The 13,381-nt window shown below is 42.3% G+C and carries 17 protein-coding genes; all 17 read left to right on the forward strand.

The annotated features are described in order from the left end of the window. Positions 1–129: 129 nt before the first annotated feature. The 17 genes from HPS53_RS12170 to HPS53_RS12250 all read left to right on the forward strand — a co-directional run bounded on the left by HPS53_RS12170 (position 130) and on the right by HPS53_RS12250 (position 13,175). Entirely contained in the window at positions 130–1,155 is a 1,026-nt protein-coding gene (locus HPS53_RS12170) for a hypothetical protein (RefSeq protein ID WP_172206467.1), read from the forward strand. Positions 1,156–1,240: 85 nt separating this feature from the next. Further along, positions 1,241–1,579 carry a hypothetical protein gene (locus tag HPS53_RS12175; RefSeq protein ID WP_172206469.1) on the forward strand — a complete coding sequence of 113 codons (339 nt, stop codon included), beginning with the start codon at positions 1,241–1,243 and terminating at the stop codon, positions 1,577–1,579. A gap of 69 nt (positions 1,580–1,648) precedes the next feature. Next, positions 1,649–2,011 (forward strand): cyclopropane-fatty-acyl-phospholipid synthase, encoded by a 363-nt coding sequence (locus tag HPS53_RS12180; RefSeq protein WP_118310483.1) that lies wholly within the window; start codon positions 1,649–1,651, stop codon positions 2,009–2,011. 52 nt (positions 2,012–2,063) lie between these two features. After that, positions 2,064–2,495, forward strand: a complete 432-nt coding sequence (locus HPS53_RS12185; protein ID WP_121737566.1) for an NTF2 fold immunity protein — start codon at positions 2,064–2,066, stop codon at positions 2,493–2,495. Positions 2,496–2,578: 83 nt separating this feature from the next. After that, positions 2,579–3,214 carry an ankyrin repeat domain-containing protein gene (locus HPS53_RS12190; protein ID WP_068960252.1) on the forward strand — a complete coding sequence of 212 codons (636 nt, stop codon included), beginning with the start codon at positions 2,579–2,581 and terminating at the stop codon, positions 3,212–3,214. Positions 3,215–3,300: 86 nt separating this feature from the next. After that, positions 3,301–3,894: a hypothetical protein gene (locus tag HPS53_RS12195; RefSeq protein ID WP_007654014.1), complete on the forward strand. Its 594-nt coding sequence runs from the start codon at positions 3,301–3,303 to the stop codon at positions 3,892–3,894. 106 nt (positions 3,895–4,000) lie between these two features. Beyond that, on the forward strand, positions 4,001–4,393 hold the full coding sequence (locus HPS53_RS12200) for a DUF4377 domain-containing protein (protein ID WP_123614542.1): 393 nt from the start codon (positions 4,001–4,003) through the stop codon (positions 4,391–4,393). Between the two features lie 86 nt (positions 4,394–4,479). After that, the gene (locus tag HPS53_RS12205; protein WP_068960257.1) at positions 4,480–4,827 is read left to right on the forward strand and encodes a hypothetical protein; all 348 of its coding nucleotides are present in this window, start codon (positions 4,480–4,482) and stop codon (positions 4,825–4,827) included. After that, complete coding sequence (locus HPS53_RS12210) at positions 4,817–5,167, forward strand: immunity 51 family protein (protein ID WP_123611171.1); 351 nt, start codon at positions 4,817–4,819, stop codon at positions 5,165–5,167. Before HPS53_RS12205 ends, HPS53_RS12210 begins: the two co-directional genes overlap by 11 nt. A 69-nt stretch (positions 5,168–5,236) precedes the next feature. After that, positions 5,237–5,962: a hypothetical protein gene (locus HPS53_RS12215; RefSeq protein WP_162223387.1), complete on the forward strand. Its 726-nt coding sequence runs from the start codon at positions 5,237–5,239 to the stop codon at positions 5,960–5,962. Positions 5,963–6,026: 64 nt separating this feature from the next. Continuing rightward, the gene (locus tag HPS53_RS12220; protein WP_123400029.1) at positions 6,027–6,797 is read left to right on the forward strand and encodes a hypothetical protein; all 771 of its coding nucleotides are present in this window, start codon (positions 6,027–6,029) and stop codon (positions 6,795–6,797) included. Positions 6,798–6,856: 59 nt separating this feature from the next. Then, positions 6,857–7,576 (forward strand): hypothetical protein, encoded by a 720-nt coding sequence (locus HPS53_RS12225; RefSeq protein ID WP_104369553.1) that lies wholly within the window; start codon positions 6,857–6,859, stop codon positions 7,574–7,576. Positions 7,577–7,594: 18 nt separating this feature from the next. Next, on the forward strand, positions 7,595–8,104 hold the full coding sequence (locus HPS53_RS12230; RefSeq protein ID WP_123400027.1) for a DUF4375 domain-containing protein: 510 nt from the start codon (positions 7,595–7,597) through the stop codon (positions 8,102–8,104). Positions 8,105–8,134: 30 nt separating this feature from the next. Then, a complete protein-coding gene (locus HPS53_RS12235; RefSeq protein ID WP_065538018.1) occupies positions 8,135–8,509 on the forward strand; it encodes a hypothetical protein in 375 nt (124 codons plus the stop codon). Between the two features lie 76 nt (positions 8,510–8,585). Continuing rightward, the gene (locus HPS53_RS12240; protein ID WP_172206471.1) at positions 8,586–9,452 is read left to right on the forward strand and encodes a helix-turn-helix transcriptional regulator; all 867 of its coding nucleotides are present in this window, start codon (positions 8,586–8,588) and stop codon (positions 9,450–9,452) included. Positions 9,453–9,544: 92 nt separating this feature from the next. Then, entirely contained in the window at positions 9,545–11,860 is a 2,316-nt protein-coding gene (locus HPS53_RS12245) for an ATP-binding protein (RefSeq protein ID WP_172206473.1), read from the forward strand. Further along, entirely contained in the window at positions 11,853–13,175 is a 1,323-nt protein-coding gene (locus HPS53_RS12250) for a sigma-54 dependent transcriptional regulator (RefSeq protein WP_172206475.1), read from the forward strand. Before HPS53_RS12245 ends, HPS53_RS12250 begins: the two co-directional genes overlap by 8 nt. Positions 13,176–13,381: the final 206 nt, after the last annotated feature.

Below are 13,381 nucleotides of genomic sequence, written 5' to 3' on the forward strand. Positions count from 1 at the left end.
GACACTCTAAATGCTCGCTATGCAAATTATAAAAAGGCACAAGAGGTAAAGTAAGTTCATAACAAGCCGGGATAACGGACTAACGCCGTTCCCCGCCAAGCCATTATCAACAAAAACAGAAATTCAATCATGAAAGCGAAACTGAAAATAATAAAAGATTGGGAGTTTGACGGAATAAAATTGTCTGGCACTTCTTTCAAATATAGTCCACTTGGCGGCAAAGAGATGATAGCTCGTAGCGAAGAGGAAATTGTATTCTCTGTTTATCATTCACAGCAAAAGTCGAAAGGAGTGCTATGGATAAAAGGAGATATTTCCCGATTTACCCCCAGTCCAAAACCCCAAGAAGTGCAAGACATTTGGCAAGCCCCCGTACTTTTATCTTGCAACAACGGAATATTATTTCTTTGTGGAGCCAGCAAAACTCTTTGGTGGTTATCTGAAATAAATGGTGATTGGACTTCTATTTCTATGGATAACTGGTGTGCTGTAGGCATACCTATGCCAATAGCTGTTACTGGAGAGCATGATGTATTTCCTATTGTATGTAAAGTAGATAGGGTTTTAGAAGCAACAAACAGTTTCACAACTTTGACTGTCAATTTTGCAACAATGACTGCCCGTTGGTCTGACATAGGTTCTTGTGTGTATAGCAAAGCTGGAACTCGGCAAGCACATCTTGATTCGGTGACAAAAGCGAATGGAGATTTCTCCAAAGCAGTTCTCAATTACAACTATCCTTTAATAGGTTCTATTCAAGAACAGGATGGACATCTATATGCTTTTTTGGAAAGTAGCACAATTAATCCAGCAGGTTTGGCTGGAATGGGATATTATTGGTATATGGAGTTAGAGTTTAACGGCTTGTTTAAAAAGAAATTGTGGGGTAAAGACAATTTAAGCCGTTTGCCCGGAAAACATGGGATGCGAGGTAAATTCTCTGGGGATAGAACTTGGCTAATTTTATCTTCCATTTTCAAAACAGATGAGTGGAAAGGCAAGCAAAAACTACTGCGTCTTTCTGATTGTACCTTGGTTGACATCGTTATGCCTCGTGGATATAGTGCTTTCCGAGTGTTAGATGTTTGGAATAACCGGGCATTTATCTGTAATGAAGATAACAAGCTGGCTCTTTGTGAAATAATATGGGAGTAAGTAATTATAAATGTTGATAACAAGCCAAGTTAGCTGCTAAACGCAGCTCCTTGTCAAGCCATTATGAACAATTAGAGTACACGATATGAGAAATGAAATTTTACAGTTGAAAGATTTGGGTCGTATGCCTAATGAAAGCATCAATGATACAGAGAGTATTGATGAATTAGTAAATACTTATGATGCCTTATTAGAACAAATACAANTTCCCATATCATTTGATGAAGCTATGGTGTTGGTACAAATCTTTCCTGAAAATGCTTTTTATGATTTGCAGTGGAGTTTATTAAAACTTGTAGAGTCTGTTTGCGTTGATGATGAGAATAAGTATATTCAGTTAATAAACTCTTGCCCAAGCCAAGAATGGCGGGACACTCTAAATGCTCGCTATGCAAATTATAAAAAGGCACAAGAGGTAAAGTAAGTTCATAACAAGCCGGGATAACGGACTAACGCCGTTCCCCGCCAACCCATTAGCAATAAAATTTGAAATATGGATAAAGACGAGATAATATCAAAATTAGGATGGTTTACTCAAATGAAGTCTATACCACCCTTAACTGATAAATTCAAAACAGAGCAAATTATCTTTTTTGAAAATATCATCCATTTCTTACAAGATAATGGATTGACAACTAAAGAAATACTAAAAAAAGGAGAAAAGCCTACAGATAATACTGAAATAAAAATTGGAGATTTAACGGAAGAGGGATTAAAGTTTTATCTGTATGGCATTAGAAAATGGCGACAAAAATACGATAGAGCAAAAGACGGGATTAAAGCAATCAATGACTTTGCTTTTATTGAAAAGAAATTAAAAGAATTTAGAAGTAAAAATATTGCTAACGAAGCGTGATAACGCCTTACAGCGTTCCACGCTATCCCATTACCAATAATATAGAACAGATATGGAAACAGAACTAAAAGAAACTATACAGAATTTATTGCTTCAATTCATGCAGAATATGCACGAGTGGGAAGTGATGTGTAATGATATTGCAAAGCAGAATGAACTTTCATTTGAAGAACAGTTTAACAAGCAAAAAGAATTGGTGTCAAAAATCTTTTTGAACTACTGCACTTCTCGTGAACGCAAGAATAGCAGACCTACTACTATATCTTATGGCAATGAAGGTTCTTATGAATATGATATTAATGAAGAGGAAATAACCGATATCGTAGAAGAAGGAAAGGACAGAATTGTAGTTCACACATACAGAGAAGTGCCTATGCAGGAAAAGAAGCAATACATATTCTTATTTAAAAAAGGCAAATGGCTTTTAGATTCTAAGAAAAGATATTCTTCATGGAAGCAAAAATGGCTATCTGTTTCCCTGTAAATTATATTGGTAACAAGCCAAGTTAGCTGCTAACGCAGCTCCTTGTCAGCCATTAGCATTAACGTGCAACTTAAAAAGTAAGTATGAAGATAGTAAATAGGACATTACTTTTTCTTGCAACGCTTTTTTGTAGTTTGGATAGCGTGAAAGCAAGCACATTGCTGCAAGATACTATACGGGATGCAACCTACCAGCTTTATCCGTTAGGGGTTGCTTGCCGCAACAATGATATGGAAACCATTAAACAGTTGCTGGCAGCAAAAGATGAACCTATGGCAATGGGTAACGATTGTTACGAGTTTGATATACTCTATACGGCAATCTACTTTGACAAAGAAGATGTACTAAAATATGCCCTTACCAGATACAAGGACATAAACGATAGAGTATATAGCGATGAGTATGGACTTACGCTCCTGACATACGCCTGCAGATTGTCTAACGTAAAGTTAGCCCATATCTTGCTGGAGCATGGCATTAACGTAAATGGTTGCCAAAGTCCATGCGACACCTATAGAGTATATCCGATTATGGAAGCCATTGCCAATAATAACATAGAACTGGTGAAGTTGCTTTTAGAATATCATGCAGACCTTGATATAAAAGATAGTAACGGCAGCACCCCTCTTGCTTTGGCTAAGGAGACAGGTGCAAAAGAGATTGAAAATTTACTTTTGCAATGGATGAAACAAAAAAATAATGCTAACAACGCAGGATAACGGACAAGCCGTTCCCTGCTGAACCATTACCAATAACAGTGCGATAAGGTAAGCCAAAGATTTTATCATCATCAAAATTAAATACAATGGAGAAAAGTAGAGATTTTCAGTTATTTATGACTCAAAATGATGAGCAGCAATTTTGTGAGGAATTACGAGGGTACAATCCTAATATATTCTTTTTAGATATTTCTCCTTCTTTGGAAGCTGACATTAGCAAAAGACTATATACGTCTGTTGTAAATTCATCAAGTTCTTTCTTCTCTATCGTAAATTTTGATTTGATGACAATGGAAGAATTAAAAACGAGATACAAAAAATATGGCGAATATTACCATTTTGGTAGTATTGCAAGGGAACAAATGCAGTTCTTACGCTCTAAGCCGGATGTTAATGATTCCCATTTTTTAAGAAATGGTCGTATTGCTGATTCATATAACATTGAAGATAAGGATGAAAAAGAATGGAAGAATAAGGTATATGACATTTTAAAAAGGCATGGGGAAAAAGTTTTTTTGCTTTACCAAACATCACATGGATGTTGTGAAATTAGTATAAAGCCACAAAAAGGAATTGTTGCATATCCCTATGCTCTTAGGAAATACAACGGTCAAAATGGTTTCTATATGAAATGTGGTGATGCCATATTTGTTGGTAAAGAGATTGCTCTTAATAATTAGGAATAGAAATCTTTGGCTAATACTTAAAAAAATATTGGTAACAAGCCGGGATAACGGACTAACGCCGTTCCCCGCCAAGCCATTAACATCAATAACACTAATAAGTATGAGAACGAAAATTTATTTAGTAACGCTGCTGATAGCCTTTGTTACAATATTCGGGCTGACAGCTTGCATGAATGAAGATGAGCCAAAGGACATCACAAAAGAAGTAACGATGTATGTTTCTTCTGAAACTGGAATTATGTATGATTTATTTGATTCGGAAGGAGAATTTCCGATAGAATGTATGCTCGTCAAGGAGCAGGGAGAGGATGAATATCGTCCTTTGGCATTCTGCGGTATTCAGGGCTTCGAATATGAGAAAGGCTATGAATACGATTTGCGTGTCAATAAGACAACTTTGGCAAATCCACCAGCAGACGGTAGCATATACAAATATCAGCTTGTTCGGGTCGTAGAGAAAAGACTGGTCGGTAACCCAAACGAAGCTGAATAATGCGTACAATATGATGTTAACGAAGCAGGGTAACGGCAAGCCGTTCCCTGCTATCCCATTAGCATCGAAAAACAAATAGGATTACAATGAAAATATTTAGTACAGCGCCAGAAGGTAATGAAATGGCAGAATTAGAAAATGCTCGATACATCAATTTGGCATTAAAGCAGATTGACGAAAATATTGAATGGCTAAAAACGGCTAATAAGCCAACTCAAGCAGTCTTAACTCATATAGATATATTAGTTATGTTAGCTAAAAGATTTACGGTTGATGCTAATTTGCTAATCAAAAAAGAGAAAGTTCAGGAATGGAAGAATGTTTTTAACGATTGGTTTGAGCGTTGTGGCAGTAAAATTCCTGCTAAATTTAGAGATGGCATTAAAGCAAATGGAGATGAGCTTTTTAATGAGTTAGAACAATATGGGCACTAATAATTTTGAGGAACAAATAAAACCGTTCTTTTGGGTAGAGCATGAAAACAGCGTATCTGTTTGTTTGAATGTTGGCGAGTATAAGGATGAGATTTTTCAAACAAGAGAAAACGAAGGCTTTGAAGGAACGGGTTATGACTGGGCTTCTTTGGCACGAGTTTTTTTAGACGAATTGGAGCCTAAATTAATAGATATTGTTCAGTTTGACCCCGAAGCCGATATGTTTTGCGCATATTCTGACGATAAAGAAGCATTGAAAACATTTATCATAGCCTTCAAAAACGCCTGTGAAAATGAAACTTTGATACAGGATTTATTTTCAAGAGCAGAATTGGATTAAAAATGATGCTAACAAGCACCTGTTCCGCCTAACGGCGGCAAGCTGCAACCCATTAGCTGTAATAGAAGCATGAAAAAGATTATTTTCTACATATCGGCAATTCTGTTTTGCTTGCCTATACAAGCACAACAGCGTTTCTTCGGTGTCATTCAGGATGCGGACGGATATGTAAATGTACGTGATACAAGTGGAACAGTAATAGGCAAATTATTGGATAATCATGTGTTTGTCGATTGGGATGCACAAAAGAGCCATAAAGAATGGCATAGCGTAGAATATGGAGCAGAAACGGGCATAACCAAGACTTGCCCGAATGGAAATACCCATACAGGAGAAATCCATAAAAGCCGCATCCGTTATTTGGCAGATTTGCCACAGTTAAAGAAACAGCCGCAAAGCACAGATAAATGCCTTGTATATGCCAACGACACATTAACCATAAAGATAATCTTCCAAAAGTTTAATCCACAAAAACATGCCATTGTTTATGATTTGGAAGCAGGCTTTGTTCGGAGTATTGACGGTTGTTCTGACTTGACAGGCATAGATGATAATATTCCGCATGAAGAATACGCATCTGTCACCGTCAAGCACCCTGCCGGAATATTGGAATTTCCAACAGCATACATAACACATCTATACGAACCGAGCCGAAACAATGTTGTCGTGGCATTGGGTAAAGGAAACTCACTGTTCATCAGCACGCAGAACAGTGACGGTGCAGGCGGATATTATGCCGTATGGACAGTAGAAAATTATCTTGTTAAAAGTCTGTTTGTGTTACATGACTTTTGACTAAAATACAGCTAACAACGCAGGATAACGGACAAGCCGTTCCCTGCTAACCATTAGTTGCAATATGAAAAGAGTAATTATACTTTATATTTTATTCTTGCTTTCACCTTTTGCTTTTGCACAAAACTATAAGGAAACTATTCAAACAGAGATTGATGCAATAAACAAAATGCCTTTGAGAATTGCATACCTTGTTCCTTTAGATAGTTTAGGAAAAGTAATAGAGGATGAATATATGGAATTTGATCAAATCCATTCATACAAAATCTTAGATGATGGTCATATTAAGAATGCCAATATATTGATCACTATGTATTTCGATAGCGATAACAATATCAGGAAAGTATTTAAGCGATGGGCTGACGGGGGTGCATTGCACAGTATCGCATATTATAATTCTAATGGGCGATTGATATATGGGGTATATAATAGAGGAGATGAAACTCACGGAAAGTTGTATGCTGACACTCCGGGTTTTCATATAGAGCATTTTCCTGAAGAGAATGAATGTAATGACTGTTTTGAAGCATACCTATTCCTATCTACGAAATGTATGGAAGCTCAGTATAATATAATATTACAGAGCCCCCCGAATGCTAAAAGGACGAATTTTACGCCACAAGTTGGAGATAGTGCCATACTATGCAGCTCCTACATTTATTCTTTACCTGATGGAGAAAAAATTACCGAAGGAGAAGATGGCATAGCAGTTAGTTTTGGAATGCCTGTTGTTATAAGTAAAATAGTAAATGGCTGGTGTAGAATAAATTCCATTTTTAATGCCCATATAGGTTATATACCTATTCAAGACATTGAAATCATTAAGAATATATAGTAAGCAACTAACAAGGTCGAGATAACAGCTAATGCTGTTTCTCACCAAACCATTAAACAATGAATAACAATCATTTTAGAAATATAATATTGCTGACCATGATGTCGGCATTATCGTTGGCATTTGCGGGATGTGCCACAATCCGCAAAACCGGTGCTGCTCAGGATTCACGGATTTGTCTGAGTGAAGTGAACAATTCAGGCTGTGACAGGGCTTATCGAATCATTCACGGAAAATTGCGTCCGTTGGAACGTCCGCAGGTCAGATTTGCTATAGAGAAAGCTTTGATTGAGGAGGATTCCTGCTGGGTTCTGCTCCGCGTCACAGTACCGGATCAATCCATAAGGAAGCATGAGCGGTATAATGCCTGTGTCATGCTTTCAACCGTGGATGGGATATTGAATTTCCCGGAACTAAATCTTGACAACGACAGCGGTCTTCCCGAAGCAGACGAGCGTAGCGACAGTGAGGAAACACAAGAGGACACGATTGTGGAGTCTCTTGAAATTGACGCCCGGAAAGGAAGCCCCGGATATGCCTATATGAGTTTCCGTTTCTGCTATCATCCGAGTATGGAAGGCAACGGAGCAATAATATCCATATTACCAAGTCTTGAAACAAAGCGTTACTTCTTCCAGCATTCTCCAGTGGAACTTCCCGTGTTATGGTCCTACAATCCGGCAATGTGGAAGCGGGCGCAACAGTTGCCGCAGTTCATACTGCTTGATAAAAGGCCAGAATATGTTTTACACGGTAATGAAAAAAATATGTTCAAGTAATAATAAAAACCGAAATCAATGATGCAATGGATAAAGAAACTGTTTAGGATAAGATGTCCCGAACGGATAACAAAAGAATTGATTGAGCGTCTTCCTGCCGATAAACTCTGCCGGAAATATATCGACGGAGAACTGGCAAGCGATATGGAGAGCGAAGTATTCGACAGCATAATGTGTGCGGTGGAACTGCATGCGGAGGTCATCAACGGAGGTTTCAACCAATACTACTACAATTCAGGAGGCGAACGTGCGCAAAAAGCCGAGGACACCTTTGTCAAGCTCGGAGCAGACCGGATTGCTGATGTCGTGAAACGAGCCAACAACCAATATGCCGCCAACCGGGATGAACTGCAATCGGTATGGGACGGAACGAAGGAAGGATTCGCCCACGGGTATAAAGAGAAGTTCTTTGATGCCTTCGATGATGAGTACTATGCCTTGATGAAGAATGACCGTCAACTCTACACGATGATCGGTACATACATCAAACAGCATCCGCAGGAGTTTCTTACAGGAATGACCAAGTGATATTCAACATGATATAGTTACCCGAAGGATATGATAGATTATCTGTATTATCGGTTTTATAGACTATGGCTCCATTCCTCTCTGGCGGAAGGAGCCGTGTTTATGGGGATGCTTATGTTCTCGGTCATACTGAGTACCAACGTATTGACCGTATGGGGGATGCTGACCCGATACGGCATTGTCGCATATCCCTCCGATATTCAGTATTATATTATCGAGGGCGGCATTATTGCCTTGTTGAGCTGGCGGTTCTTTTTCAGGAAACGTTACGACAGGATTATAGCCAGATATGACGATGAAAGTCCGGTGCAACGCAAATCCGGTGCATGGGTTCTTGCGCTGTATGTAGTGTCTACCATTGCCGTTTTTTTCTTGGAAGCGTTGCAACGGCAAGGAAAAATATGACCGTGTTGGGATTTTCGGCAAGATTTGGAACTGCTTGTTACTTTATAAACCCGATATTTGCCGCAAAAACAACATAATGAGATTGACAGCCCTGCTACGGCACACAGCCGATATATATCCCATACACTCCGTAAGCCTGCACAGCATAGCGGACAAGGCGGAAGAGCTTGTAAAGAAACGTTACTCCGTAAGCCGTATGGTACGCGAAATGGAGAGTTTCGCCCATGATACAGAGGTGCTGCGCCTGATTGTCAGCACATTCAAATCCATTTCTGTCCAGCCTACATTGAAAATGCGTGACTACAAGCCTTACATAGCTCTTGTGGCATGCTCGCCTGAAGACTTTGCATTCTGCTACCTGTGCAATGACCTCGTAGCCGTCTATGAAACGGAGTGCCGGACACCGGAACTGATGTTTTTCTGCGACCTGCTCCGCTGCATGAGGGGACGCTCCTATCTTAACTGCGTGACCAACCGGGTGTGCGACTACTTTTTCAGGGCGCGCCGTGACACCCTCCGCCATATCTCCAGCCCTCTGAAGGAATCAGAAATGCAATATGCGGAAAGCCGTCTGAAAGAACTGGCAGAAGCGGTCTTCCGCCTGAAAGTGAAGATGTATAAGTGGCACACCTTTACAGCAGAGGAGCTGGCAGGGATGTGTGGCATGAGCTATTCCCATTTCCGAAGCCGTTTTGAAGAATATTACGGCTGTTCCGCGACCGACTGGCTCCGGCAGGAGCGCATAAGCCGTATCAAGGAAGATCTTTCGTACCGTCCGGAACTTGCCCTGAAGGAAGTGGCTGAACGCAACCGGTTCCTCTCTGCAAGTAATTTTTCCGACTTCTGCAACCAGCAGGTTCTCAAGACACCTGGAGAACTGAAAAAAGAGGGATATGAGGAATGGTGCGAGAGAAGGATGAAATACTGGAACAGTGAATCATGAGCGCGTTTCCGGCAAGATTTGGAATATGCGGCTATGACGGCACGCATATTCCTGACAAATGAGAGATTCAGCAATTATTATATACACGGCTTATGAGATACTACCGCATACTGGTAGCCGCAGGCTACATTTCCATATTCATCCTGTCACTGCTGGTAGCCTATACCTACCATAACGAACAAAACACCTTGTCGTTGTCGGAGGAAGAGAACCATAGCGCAATCGAGTTGCGAAAAAACATAAACCGCCTGAACATACGGATTACAGGGCTGTCATTGCTGGGAGAAACCGTATCGGAATGGAAAGAGGGCGATGCGGAACAATACCATCAGCAAAGAATGGTAATTGACAGTACACTGTGTGTCTTCCGCGAGGTGTTCAGTTCGGAACGTGTCGGGATAGACAGCATCCGTGACATATTGGCAAGCAAAGAAGTACAGATGAGGGAGCTGGCGGATATACATTCCCGTCAGAGGACACTCAATAGGCGTATAGCCGATAAAGTGCCGTTCATAGTCCGTCAAAGCGCAAATGAAAGCCCCCGCAAGACTAAACGCAAGGGGTTCTTGGGCATCTTCGGCAAAAAGGAGGAAACAAAACCCTCGGCAACAACCTCGATGCTCTATTCCCTGAACAACGATGTGATTGCCGGACAGAAGGTTCAAAACCGGATACTTAGCGAACAGACCGACAGCGTTGCCGCACATAATGCAGCCCTAAACAGCCAATTACGTAGGCTTATCCGTCATATCGACAACAATGTTCAGACCGACCTGAAAGAACGAGAAACCGAGATAGCCACCATGCGTAAGAAGTCGTTCAGGCAAATTGGCAGTCTGGCATTATCCATACTTCTGTTATTGCTCGTATTGTTCATAATTATACATAGGGATGCCATCCGAATCAAACGATACCGACTGAAAACATCGGATTTAATCGGACAACTTCAACAGTCTGTTGAACAGAACGAGGCACTGATTGCTTCCCGCAAGAAAGCCGTTCATACCATCACCCATGAATTGCGCACGCCTCTGACGGCAATAACGGGTTATGCCGGACTGATGCAAAAAGATTGCGATGTTGATAAAATCGGGGCGTATATCCAAAACATCCGGCAATCTTCTGAGCGTATGCGTGAAATGCTCAATACGCTGCTAAGTTTCTTCCGTCTGGACAACGGCAAGGAGCAGCCGAATTTCTCTCCTTGCCAAATTTCGGCAATCACGCACATCCTTGAAACGGAGTTTATGCCAACCGCTATGAACAAGGGGCTGGCTCTTACCATAATTAATCAAACTGATACGGTTGTTTTGACTGATAAGGAACGCATCCTGCAAATCGGAAATAATCTGTTGTCCAACGCCATCAAGTTCACGGAGAACGGCAGCGTATCTCTGACAACGGATTACACTAACGGGATGCTGACACTTATCGTCGAAGATACGGGGACGGGCATGACCGAAGAGGAGCAACAACGTATATTCGGTGCATTTGAACGTCTGTCAAACGCCGCTGCAAAAGACGGCTTCGGGCTGGGATTGTCCATCGTGCAGCGTATCGTGACAATGCTCGGCGGCACAATCCGGCTGGAGAGCGAAAAAGGCAAAGGCAGCTGTTTAACTGTGGAAATCCCCATGCAGACAGCCGAGGAAATTCCGGAACGGATAAATCAAGCACAGGTTCATCATAACCATACATTCCACGATGTGGTTGCCATCGACAATGACGAAGTGCTGCTCCTGATGCTGAAAGAAATGTATGCACAGGAAGGGATACACTGCGATACCTGTACCGATGCTGCGGAACTGATGGAACTGATACGAAAAAAGGAATACAGCCTTCTTCTGACGGATCTGAATATGCCGGATATAAACGGTTTCGAGTTGCTGGAACTGTTGCGCACTTCCAACGTTGGCAATTCAAGGGATATCCCGGTAGTCGTGACAACCGCTTCGGGCAGTTGCGGCAAAGAGGAACTTATAGAACATGGATTCACAGAATGCCTGTTCAAGCCGTTCTCTATATCTGAACTGATGGAGATTTCAAATAAATGTGCCATGAAAGGTAAACTGAATGAAAAGCCGGATTTCACCTCCCTGCTGTCCTACGGCAATGAATCCGTCATGCTGGAGAAACTGATAACGGAAACCGATAAGGAAATGCAGGCAATCAGGGAAGCGGGTCTAAAGAAAGACCTTCAGGAACTGGACGCCCTGACACACCACCTGCGAAGTTCATGGGAGATACTCCGTGCCGACCAGCCGTTAAGGGAACTATACAAATTGCTTCATTGCGATGGCACACCTGACGATAAAACAATTGGCAATACCATAAAATCCGTGCTGGATAAGGGTTCGGAAATCATCCGGCTGGCAAAAGAAGAAAGGAGAAAATACGAAAATGGATAAGACAAAAATCATCGTGGTGGAGGACAACATCGTGTATTGCGAGTTTGTCTGCAACCTGCTGGCACGTGAGGGATTCCGTACCGTGCAGGCTTTCCACCTCTCGACCGCGAGGAAACTTCTGCAACAAGCCGCAGACGGGGACATCGTGGTTTCAGACCTGCGCCTACCTGACGGCAATGGTATCGACATGTTGCGCTGGATGCGCAAGGAAGGCATGATGCAACCGTTCATTATCATGACTGACTATGCCGAAGTGCATACGGCGGTGGAAAGCATGAAACTCGGTTCGCTGGACTACATACCCAAACAACTCGTGGAGGACAAGCTCGTACCTCTGCTCTGTACCATACTGAAAGAACGGCACACCGGACGAAGCCGTATGCCCCTGTTCTCGCGTGATGGCTCGGCGTTCCAAACCATCATGAAGCGGATAAGGCTGGTAGCCCCCACCGACATGAGCGTGCTGATATTCGGGGAGAACGGTACGGGCAAAGAGCATATCGCCCATCTACTGCACGACAAGAGCAAGCGGGCAGGAAAACCGTTTGTGGCTGTGGACTGCGGTTCACTCACCAAAGAGCTTGCACCGTCGGCATTCTTCGGACACGTCAGAGGGGCGTTCACCGGTGCGGACAGTGCCAAGAAAGGGTATTTCCATGAAGCCGAAGGCGGCACGCTGTTTTTGGACGAAGTGGGCAACCTTGCACCGGAAACCCAACAGATGCTTCTGCGTGCCATACAGGAGCGGCGATACCGCCCCGTTGGTGACAGGACGGATAGAAGTTTCAATGTCCGTATTATCGCTGCCACCAACGAGAATCTGGAAAAGGCGGTCAATGAAAAGCGTTTCCGGCAGGACTTGCTGTACCGTCTGCACGACTTCGAGATAACCGTTCCGCCGCTGCGTGATTGTCAGGAAGACATCATGCCGCTGGCAGAGTTTTTCCGCGAGATTGCCAATAATGAATTGGAGTGCAAGGTTAGCGGATTCAGCTCCGAAGCACGGAAAGCGTTGCTGACCCATTCATGGCCGGGCAACGTGCGCGAGCTTCGTCAGAAAGTCATGGGCGCGGTGTTGCAGGCACAGACGGGACTTGTCACGAAAGAGCATCTGGAACTTGGAATAACCGAAACAACCTCTGTTACCGGCTTCTCCCTGCGCAACAAAGAGGAAGATAAAGAGCGGATTATACGCGCTTTGAGGCAGGCTGACGGGAACCGCAAGGTCGCCGCCGAACTGCTTGGAATAGGCAGGACAACACTCTATAATAAACTGGAAGAATATGGATTGAAATATAAATTTGAGCAATCATAGCCCGCAATTCGCTGAAAATGGCTATCTTTGCATGACATATCAGAAGGTAACGGCGATTGGCAGATCCTTTTGCCGCCTATATATAACATAAGACCGCAAGGCGTTTCGAGCGAAAATCTGGTAAATTTAGTTATATCTCAAAAGTCCACACTGTAATATTTTGTAAACCAATGATTTATATTCCGACATGTTTTTATTAAGGAACA

It is taken from the genome of Prevotella sp. PTAC (assembly GCF_013166535.1).
Taxonomy (GTDB): Bacteria; Bacteroidota; Bacteroidia; order Bacteroidales; family Bacteroidaceae; genus Prevotella.

Excerpts from the sequence above, each read along its gene's own strand:
- HPS53_RS12200 (WP_123614542.1), top strand. The coding sequence starts at position 4,001 with ATGAGAACGAAAATTTATTTAGTAACGCTGCTGATAGCCTTTGTTACA.
- HPS53_RS12180 (WP_118310483.1), top strand. The coding sequence starts at position 1,649 with ATGGATAAAGACGAGATAATATCAAAATTAGGATGGTTTACTCAAATG.
- HPS53_RS12215 (WP_162223387.1), top strand. The coding sequence starts at position 5,237 with ATGAAAAAGATTATTTTCTACATATCGGCAATTCTGTTTTGCTTGCCT.
- HPS53_RS12235 (WP_065538018.1), top strand. The coding sequence starts at position 8,135 with ATGATAGATTATCTGTATTATCGGTTTTATAGACTATGGCTCCATTCC.
- HPS53_RS12190 (WP_068960252.1), top strand. The coding sequence starts at position 2,579 with ATGAAGATAGTAAATAGGACATTACTTTTTCTTGCAACGCTTTTTTGT.
- HPS53_RS12170 (WP_172206467.1), top strand. The coding sequence starts at position 130 with ATGAAAGCGAAACTGAAAATAATAAAAGATTGGGAGTTTGACGGAATA.
- HPS53_RS12210 (WP_123611171.1), top strand. The coding sequence starts at position 4,817 with ATGGGCACTAATAATTTTGAGGAACAAATAAAACCGTTCTTTTGGGTA.
- HPS53_RS12195 (WP_007654014.1), top strand. The coding sequence starts at position 3,301 with ATGGAGAAAAGTAGAGATTTTCAGTTATTTATGACTCAAAATGATGAG.
- HPS53_RS12185 (WP_121737566.1), top strand. The coding sequence starts at position 2,064 with ATGGAAACAGAACTAAAAGAAACTATACAGAATTTATTGCTTCAATTC.
- HPS53_RS12250 (WP_172206475.1), top strand. The coding sequence starts at position 11,853 with ATGGATAAGACAAAAATCATCGTGGTGGAGGACAACATCGTGTATTGC.
- HPS53_RS12225 (WP_104369553.1), top strand. The coding sequence starts at position 6,857 with ATGAATAACAATCATTTTAGAAATATAATATTGCTGACCATGATGTCG.
- HPS53_RS12230 (WP_123400027.1), top strand. The coding sequence starts at position 7,595 with ATGATGCAATGGATAAAGAAACTGTTTAGGATAAGATGTCCCGAACGG.
- HPS53_RS12240 (WP_172206471.1), top strand. The coding sequence starts at position 8,586 with ATGAGATTGACAGCCCTGCTACGGCACACAGCCGATATATATCCCATA.
- HPS53_RS12245 (WP_172206473.1), top strand. The coding sequence starts at position 9,545 with ATGAGATACTACCGCATACTGGTAGCCGCAGGCTACATTTCCATATTC.
- HPS53_RS12220 (WP_123400029.1), top strand. The coding sequence starts at position 6,027 with ATGAAAAGAGTAATTATACTTTATATTTTATTCTTGCTTTCACCTTTT.
- HPS53_RS12205 (WP_068960257.1), top strand. The coding sequence starts at position 4,480 with ATGAAAATATTTAGTACAGCGCCAGAAGGTAATGAAATGGCAGAATTA.